The following is a 19467-nucleotide window of genomic DNA, read 5'->3' as shown; positions in this document are numbered from 1 at the left end:
CCAGCGAAACGGGCGCATTGTTTGAGTTCACCCGCGTATTTTTAGTGCAAACAACACAAAAAGATACATGCCGGGCTGAAATTTTTACAAGACGTCCCAAGGCGGGCGCGGAGCCCCAACGCATGGCTTCCGTGATCGCTTGACTGAACGGGCTTACTCGTCGGACGCGCGCAGCGTCTCCAGATGAATGCTGGTCTCCGTGTGCCGAATCCCCTTGATCAGCCGGATGCGCTCCAGCGCCTTCGACAGTTCGGCGAGCGTGCGAACCTCCAGTTCCGCCAGCAGATCCCATTGCCCATTCGTGGCATGCAGCGCCTGCACGGACGGTTCGCCGAGCAGTGACGCGGACACGCGGCGCGCGTCGTTGCCCTCGATGGCAATGCTCATCCAGGCGCGCAGGCCGTTGGATTCGACCTCGGGCCGCAGGCGCACGGTGTAACCGACGACGACGCCCTCGTCCTCCAGACGCCTCAAGCGATTGGTGACCGTGGCGCGCGAGACACCCAGCCGCGTGGCCAGCGTGGCGATGCTCTCGCGGGCGTTCTGCCTGAGCAGGGCCAGCAGTTGCTGGTCGGTCGCATCAAGGGGATGGGGATGGCTCATAACGTCATTCTGACTTGGCAAAGTGACAAGTAAATTAGCAAAAGTGCTCATTTCAGCCCCTTTGGATTGGCATGCAGGCATGAGAACCTGAGCCTCAGCGATTTCAGGAGCCCATCATGTTTGCCGCCCGAGGGCCAAGTGCCACGCCCACCACGCCCACCACTGCCTCCAACAAGACAACCACGGAATTTCTCAGCGTCAGCCATGCCGCGCAGTTGATCGCGCAGACCGGCGTGGTCGAGTGCCTGCGCCTCATGGCCGACGCCATCGAGGCCGACTTTGCGCGCTGGCAGGACTTCGACAAATCCGCGCGCATCGCGGCGCATTCAAGCAATGGCGTGATCGAGCTGATGCCCGTGGCCGACTCGGTCGATTACGCGTTCAAGTACGTCAACGGCCACCCCGTCAACACGCAGCATGGCTTGCCCACGGTGATGGCATTCGGTGCGCTGGCCGATGTGGCCACCGGCACGCCGCGTTTTGTGAGCGAACTCACGCTGACCACCGCGCTGCGCACCGCCGCCACGTCGCTGATGGTGGCCCGGCGACTCGCCCGCAAGAACAGCCGCAGCATGGCGCTGATCGGCAACGGCTCGCAAAGCGAATTTCAGGCGCTGGCGTTTGTCGGCCTGCTGGGCGTGCGCGAGCTGCGCTTGTTCGACATCGACCCAAGCGCCAGCGCCAAGCTGCTGCGCAACATCGAGTTCTATCTGCATGAATACAGTGCCCAGGTGCGCGTCTGCGGCTCGGTCGAGGAAGCTGTGCGCGGTGCGGACATCGTCACCACGGTCACCGCCGACAAGGCGCGCGCGATCATCGTGGGCGCGCACATGCTGGAGCCCGGCATGCATCTCAACGCCGTGGGCGGTGACTGCCCCGGCAAGACCGAACTGGAGCGTACCGTGTTGGAGCGCTCATCCGTGTTCGTCGAGTACGAGCCGCAAACCCGCGTCGAGGGCGATCTGCAGCAGATGCCCGCTGACTTCGCCGTGACCGAGTTCTGGCGCGTGATTCAGGGCGCTGCACCGGGGCGGATATCGAGCGAGGAGATCACCGTGTTCGACTCCGTCGGCTTTGCGCTCGAAGACTATTCGGCGCTGCGCACCATGCGCCAGTTGGGACGTCAGGCGGGCTTGCTTGAAACCATAGCGCTGATTCCCGAACTGGATGACCCCAAGGATCTGTTCGGGCTCTTGCGGCTCAATGCGCGCCCTGTGCGTTTGCGCCGCGCTTGATTCGCATCGAGCTGCAGCAGCCCGAAATCACCGCGCTGGCTGCGGCAATGCACAAAGCCAGTGATTCGGAGAACCCATCGTGCGACGGCCAGATCGCAAAGATCGCGGCGAGCAGCACGGCACCCAGTGTCTGCCCCGTCAAGCGCGCCGACCCCAGCATTCCGCTGGCAGCGCCGCTGCGATGCAGCGGTGCGCTGGTCACGATGGTGTGGTTATTGGGCGACTGGAACAGCCCGAAACCCGCGCCGCACAAGGCCATGCGCCAGACCACGTTCCAATCGGCGGGTTGCGACGGCATCAGCGCAAGCGACAACAGACCCAGCGCAAACATCGCCATGCCGATGCCACCCAGCAACCCATCCTGAATGCGCCCGATCAGCCGACCGGCAATCGGCGCAATGCACACGGTCGCCAGCGGCCAGGCGGTGATCAGCGCACCGGCCTTCAAATGGCTGTAGCCCAGCACTTCGAGCAGCAGATAAGGCAGCGCCAGAAAGCCCAGCATCTGCGCGCAGAACGCGCCCACCGATGACCCCATGGACAGCGCAAACACCGGAATGCGCAAGAGATCGACCGGAAACATGGGCGCAGTCAGCGCCATGGATCGGCGCACATAGAACGCACCGACCAGCAGCCCGCCCAGCAGAAAAATCACGCCCAGCAAAGGCGAGTTGTGCACGCTGCCGGTCTGCACGCCAAGCTGCTCGCCACCGAGAAACAGCAGCGTGAACATGACGATGTTGAGCACCACATCGAGCACCGAAAAGCGTGGGCCAGCGGCATGGGAGATCGGATTTTTCGGCAGTGCCCTGGCACCCATCCAGACCACGAACAACCCGAGCGGCAGATTCATCGCAAACAGCCACGGCCACGAGCCCACAGACAGAATCGCCGCAGCAATCGTCGGCCCCGCCATGGACGACACGGCCACGACCAGCGAGTTGTACGACATGCCCTTTCCCAGTTCGCTGCGCGGGAACGTCAACCGCACGAGCGCCGCGTTCACGCTCATCACGCCTGCTGCGCCCAGCCCTTGCAAGGCACGCGCGAAGATCAGCGTCTCCAGGCTGGTCGCCAGCATCGCGCCAACCGACGCCACCGAGAACAGCGCCATGCCGACCAGATAGACACGGCGATAACCGAGCTTGTCGCCCAGCGCCGCCAGCGGCAGCAACAGCACCAGCGTGGCAAGTTGGTAGGCGTTGACCACCCAGACAGCCTGCGCGGCGCTCACGTTGAGCTGCCGCCCGATGTCGGGCAAGGCCAGATTCATGATGCTCGAGTCCAGCACCGACAGCGCAATGCCCAGCAGAATCACCAGCATGGACTGGTTGCGCTGAGGCTGCGGCAAACCATCGGCTGGCACAGGGTCGGTGGCTTGCTCGCGGGCTGGTTCGGTCGTCACACGGGTCATTCTTTATTCTTGGGCTGCCAGACCAACGGGCGGGCAACGGCAGCTAACAATTTGGTTGACGATTCTAGAAAATAGCACCTATCGCTGCACGCCGTCGGCCAACAGCCCCCCATCGAAAAAGGTTACGCCATTGGCGAAGCCTGCAAGCGCAACCTGCGACGACCCTCAGAACCTGTTCACGATCTCCGCGGCGCCGCGCCAATGTCTTTGCGGGATGGGATGCAAGGCGCGATACCGCAGCAATAGCACTGCTATTGCGAGGATTCGCAACGCCGCAGACCGCCCGCAAAGGCACTGGCCCTTCGGGTTGGGGCGAAATCGGGCGATTTTGGCGCGCTGGCTCTTGCATGGGCACGAGCCCATGCGGCGACCCATCACTCCAAACTCATCCCGATTGCGCCCCAACGCGGCATCGTGGAGATCGTGAACAGGTTCCTCAGCCCCAGCGCGTGCGCCATACGGCCCAGACCGTCGCCACGCCATAGACCACCATCCCGGCCAACACCAACCAGAAAAGCGGCTGCGCCGAATCGCCACCACTTTGCGCCAGCCACGCACCCACAACGGCCACCAGCGCCAGCCGCGCCGAGCCCGCCAGAATCGGCCCGAGCACGCGCCCCGAGCCCAGCGACGCGAAGTACAACGTCAGTCCCAACCCAAAAAACGCAAAGCCCGGCCCGGTGGTGCGCAGATACAGATCGGCATTGGCAAGCACCTGCGCATCGGTGCTGAACATGGCGGACCACAGCGATGGTGCGAGCATCACCGTCACACCGAGCACGGCCAGCACCAACGCCGACACGCAGCCCGCCGTCCACGCCACTCGACGTGCGCGCTCGATCTGCCGTGCGCCCATCGCCATGCCGACCATGGGCACCGAGGCCACGCCGATGCCGAAGGCAATCGGAATCAGCAGAAACTCCAGCCGCTGCCCTATTCCATAACCCGCCAGCGCCTGCGGACCAAAGCGCGCCACCAGCGCCGTCATGATCAGCGCGGTGAGCACCGACTGCACCGGCGACAGACAGGCGAACGCGCCCACACGCAGGATGTCCTTGAACATCGGCCACGAAAACCGCATGTTCGCCCACGGCACGTTGAGCACCTTCTGCCCCCACTGCAGGTAAGCCAGCAACACCAGCGAGCCCAGGCCCATCGCGATCAGATTGCCGAGCGCAATCCCCGTCATGCCCCATTGCGGCATGGGCCCGAGACCCAACCCCAGCGAGCCGCCAATCACGATCTGCAGCACCGCCACCAGCCCCACCGCGGTGGACGGCACCCGCATGTTGCCCGTGCCGCGCACCACCGACGCCAGCGTATTGCACAGCCACACCAGCATGGCGCCGCTGAACAGCACATGGCCGTAACGCACGGCCTCCTGCAGCACCTCGCCCTTGCCGCCGAGCAGTTGGAAAAACAGGGGCCCGCACAGCACAAACAGCAGCGAATACAGCAGACCCACGCCCGCGCCAATGGCGATCGCATGCAACGCCAGCGTGCCCGCGCGCTCGCGGTCGCCCGCACCCAGCGCACGGCTGATGGCCGACGACACACCGCCGCCCATCGCACCATTGCTCATCATCTGTGTAAGCATCGCAAACGGAAAAACAATCGCCATCGCCGCAAGCGGAATCGTGCCGAGCTTGCCGACGTAGTACGTCTCCGCAATGCCCACCAGCACCGAAGACACCAGCGCCAGCACATTCGGCACCGCCAGCCTGAGCAGCGTCGGCAGGATCGCGCCTTGCAGCAATGGCGAGATGGGCGCGTTGGGTACGTTGCTGGTCGTCATCGATGAAGTTCAGAACAGCGGCAAAGTGCCGCCGGGGCACGCGCCTTCGATGGCCAGCATGCGCAGTTTCTGCTCTGCGCCGCCATGCGCGGAAAAGCCGCCGCTCCTGTCGCCCGCAGCAAGAATGCGATGACAAGGCACGATGGGCGCAAACGGGTTCGCACCCAGCGCCTGCCCCACGGCGCGCGAAAGATTCACATCCCCCAGATCGCGCGCCAGCTCGCCATAAGTGCGCGTGTTGCCCGGTGCAATCGCGCGCGCCAGTGCGTAGACCTTGCAAGCGAATTCAGGCACGCCGCGCATGTCGAGATCGATCTCCAGCAGACCCAGCGCTTCGCCCCGCAACAACGCCTGCACGCCATGGATGGCATCGACCACCACCTGCGGTGCAGGGATGGAAAGCAACTCACCCACCGGCTGGTTCATGGGCAAGCCCAGCAACAAGCGCTCCAGCGTGCGCGCCACGTCGGGCTCGGGCAGTTGAACGGCGACGATGCCCGCATCCGACCAGGCCAGCGCGCAATCGCCAATCTCCGTCGCGAAATGGCAGGCACCCAGCGGCACGGGCCGGTGATTGCGCCATGCCGGGGTGCCGCTCATCAGTGCGCTCCGCCGCCGGAAAGCAGTTGCTCGCGCAGTTGTTCGCGCAGATGCGGTTTGGCGGCAAACGGATCGCTGGGATTGCGCGTCTGCAGAATGTCTTCCATGCGCGTCTGCACCGCACCAATCGCCTGCGGATGGCTGTAGATGTAGAACTGGTTGGCGGCCACCGCGTCGAAGACTTTCTTGGCCACATCCTCGGCCGTCACCTTGCCGCTCGCAACCGCCTTGTCCAGCATCTGCGTGCCCACCTGCTGGCTGCGTGTGGACTCGGCGGCATTCAATTCATCGGGCCGAACGCGCTCGCTCTTGCCGATGCCCGTGGGCACAAAATACGGACACAGCACGCTCGCGCCGATCTGCTCGGTCACCAGTTGCAGATCCTGGTACAGCGTCTCCGACAGTGCCACCACCGCATGCTTGCTGACGTTGTAGACCCCCAGATTCGGCGTGGCCAACAGCCCCGCCATGCTGGCCGTGTTGACGATATGACCACGCCAGTTCGCATCGGCACGCGCCGCTTCGAGCATCATCGGCGTGAACACCCGAACCCCATTGGCCACACCGCGCAGATTCACGCCCAGCACCCAATCCCACTCGCGCGCAGAAGTCTCCCAGATCAACCCCGCCGCACCCACGCCCGCGTTGTTGAACACCAGATGCGGTGCACCAAACCGCTCACGCACTGCAACACCCAGTTCATCCATCGCCTCCGCGCCCGACACATCCACGCGACGCGACAGCACCGGCGCACCCAATGCCCTCATCTCCGCCTCCGCAGCCGCCAGCGGCTCGGCCTGCACATCCACCAGCACCAGATTCATCCCCAGGCGGGCCCCAATGCGCGCGCACTCCAACCCAAAGCCCGAAGCCGCACCCGTCAACACCGCAGTCTTGCCCGCAAAATCCGAAATCATTCCCACATCTCCAACTACAAAAACCAATAACCAACGAACCAAAAAATCCACCAACCGACCCGCGCGAAGCGCCAGCAAACCACGAAGCGAAAGCCGCCCTACGATCAACCACCCCAACGCCAAGACAGCCCCTCAGGCGCGACGCAAAGCCGCAGACAGTACTCTCGTACGGCAAGGCTTTGCAACAAAGCATGAGGGGCTGTATTGGCGCCCCAAAACGAATCACCAATCGAAGCCGAACAGGCTTCGTAACCCAAAAAGAAAACAAAAAATCAAAGCGCCTTCATCACATAACCGACGCGGGGAAAGTGGACGTGGATATTGCCTACTCGGGCATCCACTCGTGCGAGGGTATAGCGCGTTCGAGTCGCTGCAATCAACTTGCCCACCGTAGGCTCCACCCCAAAACTCTCCGCCGCAATCGCCACCTTGCTCCCGAGTTCAATCCCGTGATCGTCCAGAAACACCTCATGCTCCGGCAACGCCGCTGGCTCCGTATGGGCCGCCACACTCAGCGCGTCCTGCATGGCCATCTTCTCCATGCGTCCCAGGCCCAGTGTCGAGATCCGATCCATCCAGGTGAGTACCTGCGGCGTGGCATCGAAAATGCTCGCCAGATTCGGCGTGGCAATCCGCGTGAACCACAGCGGGTGATAGACCGCGAAGTCCGCTATGCATGGTTGATCGCCAAGCAGAAATGGGTTCTCGTCCAGCATGCTCGCAATGCGCCGCAGATCGGAGCGATAGTTGACCGCCGCTTCCGGCGCATGCATGAGCGGAAAACCCATACCCTTGCGGTCGTTCACAAACGCTTCGGCCAGCGAGCGATCGGCATTCGCAAACAGCACATTGAGGCCGCTGGGCTGAAAGTTGTACGACATGGCGGCCCAGAACATCCGATCGTCGGCCCACTGCGCCACGACGCGCGAGAGGCCTTTGAGATGTTCGGGATACAAGGTGGGCATGGGCTGGTGATGTTCGAGCACATCGCAGATCAGCGCCGTGTCGCAATAGATGTCCGCACCGATCTGCAGATACGGCGTGCGCCGATAACCTCCGGTGAGCGCCTCCACATCGGGCTTGGGCATGAAGCCGGGCACGATCACCGACTTCCACGCCAGTTGCTTGAAACCCATGATCGCCCTGATCTTGTGCGAGAACGGGGACATGGGGTAGTGGTGCAGTATCAGTTCGCTCACGGTGTTGTCTCCTGGTTTTTCTCGTGATCGGCGCTGGGAAAAAGCGCCGATCAATCCAACTTCGGGGTGTACAGCATTTCCACGTGCGGAATATCGTCTTCGAGATATTCTTCTGAAACCGTTTGAAAGCCCAGCTCGCCATACATACGCTGCAGATGGGCTTGTGCGCTGATGCGGTTGGCCTGACCGGGAAACACGCGCTGCGCCTGCGCCAGGCCTTCGGCCACCAGGTGCCGCCCAATTCCCAGCCCTCGAATCTCGGGCGCGCATACCACGCGGCCAATCGATGGCTCGGGATAGTTGAGGCCCGCATCCACGATCCGCAGCGTCGCAAGCAAGGCATTGCCATGCTCCGATTCGGGTGCACGGCCCAAAAGATGCCAAGCGTGCTTATCGTTGCCATCCGGGTCCTGATAAGGCCCCTGCTCCAATATGAAAACCCGGCAGCGCAACGCCAGTGCATCATGCAACTCGTGCGGCGTCATATCGTCAAAACGCTTCCAGGTCCATTGCATCTTGAGAGTCATGTCAATGTGCTTCTCTGGTGAATCATCAGTCGGTGGACACTGGCGCGAGCTTCTTGCGCTCCACATACCGGAACGTGCCCGTCGCCATGGTGCACATCTCGCCGCTTTCGTCGTAGACCCAGCCCTCGACAAACGCCATCGTGCGTGTGCGGCGAATGCGCCTGGCCTTCGCGATCAGCGGGCCTTTGGCGGGAGCCATGAAGGTGGATTTCATCTCGATGGTGACGATGCCATGCTCGGGCGTATCGCTGCGCGCCGCCACGGACAGCGCCACATCCAGCAGCGTCATCGTCGCGCCACCGTGGGTGACGCCATGCGAATTCAGATGCTCCGGCTTGGGCGTGTAATGCAGTTCGGATTCGCCGTTCTCCATGCGATGCAGCGTGAATCCCAGCAGGTTCACGAAAGGAATGTCGGCGCGAAAATTCAACAAGATAGGGTCTCCGGATAAGCGTTGCCGGAAACGGCAAGCGCGTTGTGCAATCAATGCGCACAAGCATAGCCGCTGGCGCGCACTTTTGCTGGCCGCTGCCTCCGCTATCTCAACCGCCCAGCACCGCGCTCACGCCGCCATCTGCGGCCATCCATTGGCCGGTGATGTGCTTGCCCGCGTCGCTGGCCAGCAGCAGGCTCAGGCCCTTCAGGTCCTCGTCGTCGCCCAGTCGGCGCAGCGGCGCGCCGGCGCACATTTTTTCTTCGCCGATGGAGTCGATCAGCACGGTCGCCATCTTGGTGCGGAAGAATCCGGGGCAGATGCAGTTGACGCGCACGCCGCGCGGTCCCCATTCGGCGGCCAGCGCCCGTGTGAAGTTGATCACAGCGCCCTTGGAGGTGTTGTAGGCGATGGTCTTCATTTCCACTGGATTGCCGCCCAGCCCGGCGATCGACGCCAGATTGATGATGCTGCCCTTGCCGCGCGCCAGCATGCTGCGCTTGCCCACGGCCTGACTCAGCAGAAAGTAGCCACGGATGTTCAGATTCATCACCTTGTCCCAGGCTTCAAGCGGATAGTCCTCGGCGGCTGCGCCCCAGCTCGCGCCTGCGTTGTTGACCAGAATGTCGATGTCGCCCGCGCGCTCCAGCGTCTCGTCCACCAGGCGCGCAATGTCGGCCTCCTTGGCGCAGTCGGCGGCAATCCAGCGGGCGTCGATGTTCTTGGCCGCCAGATGCGCCACGGCCTCTTCCAGATCGGCCGCCTTGCGCGAGGTGATCACCACCTTGGCACCCGCCTCGCCCAGCGCTTCTGCCATCTGCAGACCCAGACCGCGCGAGCCTCCGGTCACCAATGCTGTTCGGCCCTTGAGATTGAAAAGTTCCTGCACAGAGCGTGACATGACAGCGCTTCCTCTTATGTAGTGGATGGAAAATCAGCTTTCTATTGTCGCGAGCTTGTCGCCGTGCCCATGTCGCATTGGCGATTGGTGGCGCCATAAGAAAAAAGCAGGAAAAATTACCCGCAAGGCAGACGGATTGCCCGGCTCTGCTACTGTTATGACCATGCAAACATCCACGACCGCAACTTCCCAAGCCACCGAACTGGCCTACCAGACAGGCATCTTCCAACCGATCCCGCCATTGGCTCGCTACGCTTTCTTTTCGATAGCGAACAATGCTGATGCAGCAGCCATCAAGGCGGCTCTCAAACGCCTGCAGACAGAGGTCGATGGAAAGGCCGTCGTGGCCGCCCTTGGCCCGCAACTCGTTGCGGCTGTCGGCGCGCAGGTTCCCGGTCTGCGTGAATTTCCGCAGCTCACCTGCACCAACGGCTTGCTGATTCCGTCCACCCCCGCAGCACTGATGCTCTGGCTGCGCGGCACCGACATGGGCGACCTTGCCAACCACGTGCGCGCATTTGAAAAGCTGCTCGCGCCCGCGTTCGGTGTGAACGTCGTCGTCGACGCCTTCCGCCACGGCGATCCTGAAGCCGAGCATGGCCGCGACCTGACCGGCTACGAAGACGGCACCGAAAACCCCGAAGGCGAAGAAGCCGAAGCCGCCGCCTTCGTGCAGGACGCCGCACCCGGCCTGCAGGGATCGAGCTTCGTCGCCGTGCAGCAATGGGTGCACGACTACGACCAATTCGAGTCCTTCAGCACCGAAGAGCGCGACCACATCATGGGCCGCCGCCTGACGGACAACGAAGAGCTCGAAGACGCACCCGAATCCGCCCACGTCAAGCGCACGGCGCAGGAAAGCTTCGAGCCCGAGGCCTTTGTGCTGCGCCGCTCCATGCCCTGGCTGCTGCACGATCACGGCGAGGATGTCAGCGGTCTGATGTTCGCCGCCTACGGCAAGTCGCTCGACGCCTACGAAGCCCAGATGCGCCGCATGGCGGGTCTCGACGACGGCATCACCGATGGTCTGCTGCGCTTCTCGCACCCCACCAGTGGCTCCTATCTGTGGTGCCCACCGATGCACGGCGGCCAGCTCGATCTGCGCCTGCTGAAGATTTAAAATACCCGGTACCTCATCGAACGCAGTGTGTTCACGCGCACTGCGTTTTTGTTTTTTCAGCCCCTCCCTGCCCGCTTACTTCACACCCCATGCAAGCCCTGCTCGACGCCATCCAACACATGTCCCGCCCGCTGGATGCGACACGCATTTTTCACGGTCGCGGCGGCATGCATCCGGGCTGCGAGCATCTGTCGCTCGACGCGTTTCCGCCCGTGATCGTGCTCACCAGCTTTGCCGAGCTGGACGAGGCCAGCATCGCCGCCATCGGTCAGGCGCTCGAAGCACGCTGGGCCGACATCGCTCCGGGCGAACCACTCAACTGGGTGCTGCAGATTCGCCTCGTCGGCGGTCTGGGAAGCACGCAAATCATGAGCGGCAGCGTGCCCGATCCGCATGTGGTGACCGAAGCCGGAACACGCTACACGGTGCATGTGGCGCGCGGGCAGAACCATGGTCTGTTTCTCGATATGGCCGGCGGTCGCCAATGGGTGCGCGAGCATGTCACGACCCATGCGGTCGAAGGCAACCGCCATGGCGAATACCGCGTGCTGAACCTGTTCGCCTACACCTGCGCGTTTTCCGTCATCGCGCTGCAGGCCGGTGCCACACATGTCATCAACATGGACATGAGCAAAGGCGCACTCGCCATCGGTCAGCAGAACCATCGTCTGAACGATGTGAACAAGGGTGCGAGCTTTCTCGGCCACGACATCTTTTCAAGCTGGGGCAAGATCACGCGCGAAGGCCCTTACGAGCTCATCATCGTCGATCCGCCGAGTTATCAAAAAGGCAGCTTCGTCGCGACCAAGGATTACGCGCGCCTCGTGCGCCGCCTGCCCGACCTGCTGGCACCCGGCGGGCATGCGCTCATCTGCCTGAATGCACCCGAGCTGCCCGAATCCTTCGTGCATGAACACATGCAGGCCGAAGCGCCCACGCTGCAGTTCGTGGAACGCGTGGCCAACCCGCCGGTGTTCGCGGATCGCGATCCTGATCGCGCGTTGAAGGTGCTGGTGTATCGCGCAAGCATGTGATCCAGCGGAGGCCGTGAACCCCTGCTGATGCAGGTCGGCTATGAAGCGAAAAATCGCAGTTGGGATCATGGAACAAGCACTCTCAATTGTATTTTTTTCGTTTCACGGAGCAGTCATGGTAGGCGACAAAACTCGCCCCCCATGTGCCATTTCACACTGCTCTTCACGATGTCCTCACTGGATTCTTCAACCACGCGCGGCCTGCCCGCAACGCGTTCTCGATTCGCTCGCCGACGCCAACTGACACGCCTGAGCCTGGCGTTGATGAGCGTCTGGATCACGGGTGATGCATGGGCCATCGAGCCCTCCGCCGCCGAAGCCCAGCGCCCCGCATGGCGGCAATGCACCGCCGCGCAGACACGCGCCACCGAGCGCTGGTGGTTCTTCGGCCAACGCGGCGTGCTCGACTTCGGCAACTCAGGCGCGACTGCGCAAGCGCTGGCCAATCCATCGGCCAGCGCACCGCGCTCGCTGGGCGGCGGCGTGTCCGTGGCGGACCGCAACGGCGGCCTGCTGTTCTATGCACTCGGTGACGGCAACAGCGTGCGCCTCTTCAACCGCCAGCATCAAACACTGGGCACGTTGGCTGGCAACCCGTCCGCATCGCAAATGGCCGTAAGCTTTCCAGTGGCCGACAAGGCCGGGCAGCATGTGCTGGTCACCACCTCCTATCAAGCAGGAGCTTCGAAAGCAGGCCAACTGTCGTACACCGTGATCGACACGCAAGCCAATGCAGGCCTTGGCGCGTTGGTCGGAAACGCTGGCGGACAGGCGCTTGCGAGCACTCAGGCTGGCGACATGCTGGCAGCCCTTCCCAATGCCTTCGGCACGGGCTTCTGGGTGTTGACGGCCACCCCCGGCCAATCGCAAGCCGTGGCCGTGCCTTTCATCGGCAACACAGCTGGCGCGCCCGTCGTGTCCCCACTGAGCAAGAAGATCAATACGCTTCGCGGCGCGCTGGCCATCAGCGCCGACACGCAGTGGGTTGCACTGCTCAACGGGGGCGGCTTGACGTCGGCCGGCAAGCAGACATCGACACTCCACTTGCTGTCCATGAATGCGGCAAACGGCCAGCTCAAAGAAGTTCGCGTCTGGACGCTGCCGCAGCCAACGCCCAAGGAAGAGCCCACCTGCAAAGCCTTGGCCGGAATGCATTGCGCAGCTACTGTGGAAGGTGAAGTCACGGCCACCACCCAGACGACCGACGCCATCACGTTCGCCGGTGTTGGCATCGACTTTTCGCCAAGCGGGCAATATCTGTATGTCTCGCAAACATCGGACGGACGGCTGTGGCGCTACCCGGTCGCAAGCGGCGAATCATCCGGCGGCTCATCAGGTGCCTATCTCGGCCGAACGGGTCTGTCGAAAACCGGCGGCGGACAAGTGCGACGCGGGCCCGACGGCGCCATGTGGATCGCGCACGACGACCCGGTGGCTGCGGGCGGACGCGGACAAGCTTTCCTCAGCCGGATCGCCAACCCGGATGAGCCCAAGCCCGAAGGCATTCGCTTTGTCGAAGGCAACTACGCACTGCCCGAAGGTGCCAGCAGCAGCTCCGCGCTTCCGCAAACGGGCGCAGGCTGTGCCTGGCCCATACCGCCGACCGCCACATCGCGTGCACTGGAGCTCACTGCTCCGGCCAACGTGCCAGTCAACAAACAGGCGCAGTTCTCTGGCAAGGCCGAAGGCGCCACCGATGACGAGGTCGTCAGCTTGCGCATTCAACCCCAAGCCGCTGGCGCACAAAGCAATGCCTATTTGCTGCAAGCAGCCGTGCGAGGACAGTCATTTGCAGTGCAGGCACCACCTCTGGACGTGGGCCTCTACAACGTGACGGCAAGCCTGCCCGGAGCAGGTGGCAAGCACTTGCAAGCACAGCAAGTGCTGACGGTAACGAAGGACGACGATGGCGGTGGCGGTGGCGGTGGCGGTGGCGGTGGCGCTGCGATCACGCTGCAGTTGGCGCTTCCCAAAGAAATGCTCGCCAACCGCGCGCTGAGCATCTCGGGCACGGCCAAGGGCGCAAAGGATGGCGAGCGGGTCGAGGCCAAACTGGAATCGGCGATCACCAAAACACTCGCCTCGCTCAACACCAAAGCAACCCCAACGAATGGCGCAGGCAAAGCAGCGCCTGCCCCGCTTCTACCCCTGGTTCTGACCACGCCAGTGCAAGCGGGCCAATTCACGCTGAACGTGCCAGGACTGCCCGAAGGCCAATACGACCTGACCGTGCGCTTGCCACAGCAAGCCAACACCAAGCCGGTGTCGGCGCGGCTCAAGGTGACGCGAGCAACCGGTCCCGATGGCACCACCGTGCCGGTGCCCGTGAACCACCCCATCGCACTTTCGGCACTGGGCCTGCTCATGCTGCTCGTGCCCGGCCTGCGTCGCAAATGGCAAGGCAAGCACTGAGCCATACAGCACCACGCCCAACCCAATCCGTCCCCATTCAGCCCCCATTCACGGATGGGCAAATCATTTCGCCTGCTCGACGCGCAGCGAGCGGCATCTCACTCAGACAGCGTATGAACAACCGACGAAATTTTCTCAAGCGCAGCGTTGCCACGGCCGGAGCGCTGGGCGGCATCTCCATGTTCCCCGACGTGATCCAGCGCGCGCTGGCCATCGAGCCCAATGGCCGGACCAAGTCGCTCAAGGACGTGGAGCACGTGGTCATGCTCACGCAGGAAAACCGCTCCTTCGACCACTACTTCGGCACGCTGCAAGGTGTGCGCGGCTTCAGCGATCCCCGCCCTCATCTGCTGCCCACTGGCCAACCCGTGTGGTATCAGCCCCCGGCTTCGCCCAAGCTCGACAAATATCAAAGCCGTGGCCTGCCGAACGACGTGCCCCATGTGCTGCCGTTCTACATCGACCCACGCAACACCACCGGCCATGCTGGCACATTGCACGGCTGGGTGGATGGCCATGCAGTGATCAACGAAGGGCGTAACGACCAGTGGCTCACGCAAAAGCAGGACGTGATGACCATGGGCTATCTGAAGCGCCAGGACGTGTCGTTCCACTACGCGCTGGCGGACGCCTTCACGATCTGCGATGCGTATTTCTGTTCCACGCCAGCCGACACACTGCCCAACCGCATCTTCATGTGGACCGGCACCATGGACCCGCGCAACGTGCTCGGCACCAAGCCCAACGGCCCCGCCATTCAGGAGCGCTACAACACCAACGGCTACACCTGGACCACCTATCCCGAGCGGCTGGAAAAGGCCGGCATCAGCTGGAAGGTCTATCAGGGAGGGTCGGCGGGATACATGGGCCTGACGGCACAGACCGACAACTTCACCGACAACTCGCTGGAATTCTTCGAGGCCTACCAAAAGCCCCTGATCAACAACCCGCTGCGCAACAAAGGGGGCTACGCCAGTGCCAGCAAGAACACACTCAAGCAACTGCACGACGATGTGCAGAACAACAAGCTGCCGCAGGTGAGCTGGATTGTGGCACCCAACAAATTCTGCGAGCATTCGTCGGCTACCACGTTCCACGGAGCGACCTACATCTCGGCGATTCTCACCGCGCTGATTTCCAATCCCGAGGTCTGGAGCAAGACCGTCTTCCTCATCAACTACGATGAAAACGATGGCCTGTTCGACCATGTGGTGCCGCCTGCGCCGGTGCTCGACTCCGCACTCAATCGACGCGGCATGGTGTCCCGATCGCTGCGCGACAGTCTGGTCGACGAGTTCATGGACATGGACCTGCACGCCAAGGCATACGGCAACAACAACGGTCTCGCGCCAGGCGGCGGCTACACGGGCTTGCTCGAAGTGGGCCTGGGCTCACGCGTTCCCATGCTGGTGATCTCGCCGTGGAGCCGCGGCGGCTGGGTCTGCTCGGAGACGTTCGACCACACCTCGCTGCTGCGTTTTCTGGAAACGCGTTTCGGCATCGCCGAGCCGCAAATCTCCGCATGGCGACGTTCGGTGTGCGGCGATCTGACCTCGGCTTTCGATTTTTCAACGGCGGGCGACCCAAGCTTTCCGCGCGTCACCGTTGATGCAGCACTCTCCAAACTGGGCACAAGCAGAACGCCTGCGGCCATCCAGAGCCTGCCCCGTCAAGAGCCCGGAACCCGCAAGCACCGCCCGCTGGACTATGAGTTTCTGCATCGAGGACGCTGCAGTCTGGACGAGCAACGCTTCTGGATCGACTTCTCCAACACCGGCAAGCTCGGCGCGGGCTTTCACGTCATCGATGCGCTCCAACTGAAACAGGCACCGCGCCGCTACACGGTGGCGGCAGGCGACAGTTTTGCCGACTACTGGGAGGTCTCCGGCCCATACCATTACCTCATCTACGGCAGCAACGGCTATCTCACCGAATTCAAGGGCGATATCGCACAAGCCCCGGCGCTGCATCCGGACGCCTTCCCCTGCTACGACACGGTGCGCGGCGACGTCATCATCACCGTGGTGAACCGGGGCCTCAAGCCACTGACCTTCTCGCTGAGCAACGCCTACGCCAAGGACCCGATCCGACAAGTGGCGCTCCAGCCCGGAGAAACGGCAGACATCCCATTTGCGCTGCAAGGCAGCCAATCGTGGTACGACATCGGCATCCGCGTAAAAGAGCTGCCCGCCTTTGCCTACCGCTTTGCAGGTCATGTGGAAACCGGTCGCGCCAGCATGACCGACCCCGGTCCGCACAACTGAGACAAATGCGCTCACACATGCGCCCATAGACGAAAAGCGCGCATGCCCATGCGCAAATAGTTGGCGCATCGCCGTCGATGCTTGCTATGATCGACGGCGATGTCGCTGAAATACGCGCACGCCCACCGCTTTCGCACTCCTCACCAACGCATGAACCCGCTGCATTGCATCCGCCAACTGGCAACCGGCCTCTGGGGCCGGATGGTGCTCGTGTGGGTTTTGCTGTCGCTTGGCGCGGCATCGGCGGCTCCGCTGATCCATCCGCAGAGCATGGAAGTGGTCTGCTCCAGCGTGGGCGAAATCCGCCTGATCATCAAAACGGAAGACGGCCAGCAGGCCATGGACACATCGCACTGGAAATGCGCGATGTGCCTGCCGTTTACCGCACCACCCAGCACGCCGGTGGTGACCGTGGAGCCACCGCCCTCTCCTTATGCCCATGCGCTTCGCCCTGTTGAAGCCGCACGCATTGCCGGCATCACCGCCGCACCGCCTCCGGCCCGAGGGCCGCCCCCGTTCGCCTGAAATCGCTTCGCTGACATGTGAATAGTCCGTTCGCGCACCAAGCGCTGAATGACTGAATCCGCGCATGTCATGTATATGGATTTCCCGTGCGGTGATGCTTGCTTGCAAGCTTGCATGCCCTCGCACAGCCAAGGTTTGAACTGAAATGAAAAGCCCACTGATGGCGCTCGTGCTGGGCGTCGCCGCGCTGCCCTGCGCAGCCGCTGACAACAACGCCGACAACGCAAACACCGCCGCCCGCAACCCAGAAGAAAAGACGCTGGATGCCGTCACCGTACAAGGCGGCAAGGCCAGCCGTCTGCCCACGCAGATTCCCGCCACCATCGAAGGCGTGACGCGCGAAGAGATAGCCACGCGCGTCAACGCCACCGACAGCGAAGACGCGCTCAAGTACCTGCCCAGCCTCATGGTGCGCAAGCGCTACATCGGCGACTACAACCACGCGATTCTCGCCACGCGCGCGTCCGGCACGGGCAACAGCGTGCGTTCCGTCGTCTATGCGGATGGCATTCTGCTGTCCAACTTTCTGGGCAACGGCATTGCCAACGGCACCAACTTTGCGCCGCGCTGGGGCCTCGTCACGCCCGAGGAAATCGAGCGCGTCGATGTGCTCTACGGCCCCTACTCCGCCCAATACGCGGGCAACTCCGCAGGTGCGGTGGTGGACTACGTCACGCGCATGCCCGAGAAGTTCGAGGCCCATGTCGGCGCGGGATATTCGTCCGCACCCACCGAGCTTTTCAACTCCAGCCGCAGCTTCAAAAGCTGGAACACCAGCGCATCGCTTGGCAGCAAAAGCGGCGATTGGTCGTGGTGGCTGCATCTGAATCGCACCGACAGCGAAGGCCCTCCGCAAACCTTCGTCACCGCGCTGCAATCCGCTGGCAAGCCAGGCTCGGCCGGAACGCCCGTCACCGGAGCCGCCACCGGCAGCAACGTGAACAACCAGCCTTGGTACGTGTTCGGCACCGGCACGCAATATCACACCGTGCAGGATCACCTCAAGATCAAGCTCGCCTACGACATCACATCCACCCTGCGCGCCAGCTACACGCTGGGCTGGTGGAAAAACGATTCGCAAGGCCGCCCGCAATCCTTTCTGCGCGATGCCAATGGCCAGAGCGTCTACAGCGGCACGGTCAACGTGAACGGCTCTGCCTTCACGCTCGCGCCCACCGCCTTCGGTCTGACCAACGATGCGCAAACCCACTGGATGCACGGTTTTCTGCTCAAGAGCCACACGGGTGACACCTTCGACTGGGAGCTGGCGGCCAGCCTCTACGACTACGAAAAGGACAAGCAACGCGCGCCCACCACGTCGCTGCCCAACGCCCTGAACGGTGGCGCGGGCACGCTGCAATCCATGACCGGCAGCGGCTGGAACACGCTGGCCGCCAAGGGCACCTGGCGACCCGATGGAAGCCAAGGCGCGCACATCGTCGAATTTGGCGCGGGCCGCGATGCGTACAAGCTGCGCATCAACAAATCCAACGTCAGCGGTGACTGGTTCAACGGCGCGGTGAATCCGCAATCCGTCGTCAGCGATGTGGGCGGTCAGACGCAGACGCAATACCTCTGGGCGCAGGACGCATGGCGCTTTGCACCGAACTGGAAGGCCGTTGTCGGCCTGCGCTGGGAAGACTGGGAAGCCAAGCGCGGCTTCACGCAGAACGCCACGCAGTCGCTTGGCTACGCCAACCGCAGCGAATCGAATTTTTCGCCCAAAGCCGCCATCTCCTGGCAAGCCACCAACGACACCTTGCTGCGCGCCGCCATTGGCCGCGCCGTGCGTTATCCCACCACGGGCGAGCTGTATGGAGCCACGAGCGGCGGCGAGCTTTCGTTCATCAACGATCCCAACCTGCGCCCCGAGAAATCGTGGACCGGCGAGATCAGCGCCGAGAAGGACCTGGGCAACGGCATGGGCATTGCGCGCGCCACGCTGTTCCATGAAAACCTGAGCGATGCGCTGATCAGCCAACTGGTTTCCGGCACCACCATCAGCCGTGTGCAGAACGTGGACCGTGTGAAGACCACCGGTTTGGAATTCGCCTACAACGCGCAATCGGTGCTGGTGCGCAATCTCGATTTTGGCGCAAGCCTTACCTACGCCAATTCGCGCATCGCCTCCAACCCCGGTCTGCCATCGAGTGAAGGCAAATGGCAGCCCCGCGTGCCACGCTGGCGCGCCACGGGACTCGTGAGCTACAAGCCCGACGCACGCTGGACGCTCACCGCCGCCGCGCGCTACAGCGGCAAACAATTCAACACGCTGGACAACAGCGACACCAATGCCGACACCTACTTCGGCACCAGCAAGTTCTTTATCGTGGACCTGCGCGCCCATGTGCGCCTGACGCCCGAGCTGACCGGCGCGTTCGGCATCGACAACGTGAACAACGAACGCTACTGGAGCTTCCACCCCATGCCGCAACGCACCTACACCGCATCGCTGCGCTGGGATCTCTGAACTCCATTTTTCAAAAGG

16 protein-coding genes are annotated in these 19467 nt (G+C 62.9%); 7 read left to right on the top strand and 9 right to left on the bottom strand.

Annotation, left to right across the window (positions count from 1 at the left end; all coding sequences use genetic code 11):
• Positions 1–153: 153 nt before the first annotated feature.
• Entirely contained in the window at positions 154–603 is a 450-nt protein-coding gene (locus G7048_RS20970; RefSeq protein WP_166069997.1) for an Lrp/AsnC family transcriptional regulator, read from the bottom strand.
• Between the two features lie 116 nt (positions 604–719).
• On the opposite strand from G7048_RS20970, the gene G7048_RS20965 reads away from it, so the two are divergent.
• The gene (locus G7048_RS20965) at positions 720–1838 is read left to right on the top strand and encodes an ornithine cyclodeaminase (RefSeq protein ID WP_166069996.1); all 1119 of its coding nucleotides are present in this window, start codon (positions 720–722) and stop codon (positions 1836–1838) included.
• Here the strand turns inward: G7048_RS20965 and G7048_RS20960 are convergent.
• The 8 genes from G7048_RS20960 to G7048_RS20925 form a co-directional block, all read right to left on the bottom strand.
• Positions 1804–3252, bottom strand: coding sequence for an MFS transporter (locus tag G7048_RS20960; protein WP_166069995.1), 1449 nt, complete (start codon positions 3250–3252; stop codon positions 1804–1806). The two genes, G7048_RS20965 and G7048_RS20960, sit on opposite strands and share 35 nt — an antisense overlap.
• Before the next feature lie 436 nt (positions 3253–3688).
• The gene (locus G7048_RS20955; RefSeq protein WP_166069994.1) at positions 3689–5047 is read right to left on the bottom strand and encodes an MATE family efflux transporter; all 1359 of its coding nucleotides are present in this window, start codon (positions 5045–5047) and stop codon (positions 3689–3691) included.
• 9 nt (positions 5048–5056) lie between these two features.
• Positions 5057–5647: a methylated-DNA--[protein]-cysteine S-methyltransferase gene (locus G7048_RS20950; RefSeq protein WP_166069993.1), complete on the bottom strand. Its 591-nt coding sequence runs from the start codon at positions 5645–5647 to the stop codon at positions 5057–5059.
• The gene (locus G7048_RS20945; RefSeq protein WP_166069991.1) at positions 5647–6564 is read right to left on the bottom strand and encodes an SDR family oxidoreductase; all 918 of its coding nucleotides are present in this window, start codon (positions 6562–6564) and stop codon (positions 5647–5649) included. Before G7048_RS20945 ends, G7048_RS20950 begins: the two co-directional genes overlap by 1 nt.
• A gap of 272 nt (positions 6565–6836) precedes the next feature.
• On the bottom strand, positions 6837–7763 hold the full coding sequence (locus G7048_RS20940) for a glutathione S-transferase family protein (protein ID WP_166069990.1): 927 nt from the start codon (positions 7761–7763) through the stop codon (positions 6837–6839).
• 50 nt (positions 7764–7813) lie between these two features.
• Positions 7814–8290: a GNAT family N-acetyltransferase gene (locus G7048_RS20935; protein WP_166069989.1), complete on the bottom strand. Its 477-nt coding sequence runs from the start codon at positions 8288–8290 to the stop codon at positions 7814–7816.
• Positions 8291–8315: 25 nt separating this feature from the next.
• Positions 8316–8723, bottom strand: coding sequence for a PaaI family thioesterase (locus G7048_RS20930; protein WP_166069988.1), 408 nt, complete (start codon positions 8721–8723; stop codon positions 8316–8318).
• A gap of 109 nt (positions 8724–8832) precedes the next feature.
• Complete coding sequence (locus G7048_RS20925; protein ID WP_166069987.1) at positions 8833–9624, bottom strand: SDR family oxidoreductase; 792 nt, start codon at positions 9622–9624, stop codon at positions 8833–8835.
• Between the two features lie 163 nt (positions 9625–9787).
• On the opposite strand from G7048_RS20925, the gene G7048_RS20920 reads away from it, so the two are divergent.
• The 6 genes from G7048_RS20920 (at position 9788) to G7048_RS20895 (ending at position 19449) form a co-directional block, all read left to right on the top strand.
• A complete protein-coding gene (locus G7048_RS20920) occupies positions 9788–10744 on the top strand; it encodes a Dyp-type peroxidase (protein WP_166069986.1) in 957 nt (318 codons plus the stop codon).
• 89 nt (positions 10745–10833) lie between these two features.
• Positions 10834–11778 carry a class I SAM-dependent methyltransferase gene (locus G7048_RS20915; RefSeq protein WP_166069985.1) on the top strand — a complete coding sequence of 315 codons (945 nt, stop codon included), beginning with the start codon at positions 10834–10836 and terminating at the stop codon, positions 11776–11778.
• Between the two features lie 168 nt (positions 11779–11946).
• The gene (locus G7048_RS20910) at positions 11947–14190 is read left to right on the top strand and encodes a hypothetical protein (RefSeq protein WP_166069984.1); all 2244 of its coding nucleotides are present in this window, start codon (positions 11947–11949) and stop codon (positions 14188–14190) included.
• A 113-nt stretch (positions 14191–14303) separates the two neighbouring features.
• Positions 14304–16454: a phosphocholine-specific phospholipase C gene (locus G7048_RS20905; RefSeq protein ID WP_166069983.1), complete on the top strand. Its 2151-nt coding sequence runs from the start codon at positions 14304–14306 to the stop codon at positions 16452–16454.
• 99 nt (positions 16455–16553) lie between these two features.
• On the top strand, positions 16554–16979 hold the full coding sequence (locus tag G7048_RS20900; protein WP_371747579.1) for a DUF2946 family protein: 426 nt from the start codon (positions 16554–16556) through the stop codon (positions 16977–16979).
• 145 nt (positions 16980–17124) lie between these two features.
• Entirely contained in the window at positions 17125–19449 is a 2325-nt protein-coding gene (locus tag G7048_RS20895) for a TonB-dependent receptor (RefSeq protein ID WP_166069981.1), read from the top strand.
• Positions 19450–19467 lie beyond the last annotated feature (18 nt).

It is taken from the genome of Diaphorobacter sp. HDW4B, assembly GCF_011305535.1.
Taxonomy (GTDB): domain Bacteria; phylum Pseudomonadota; class Gammaproteobacteria; order Burkholderiales; family Burkholderiaceae_C; genus Diaphorobacter_A.
This window is presented reverse-complemented; position numbering and strand designations above follow the sequence as displayed.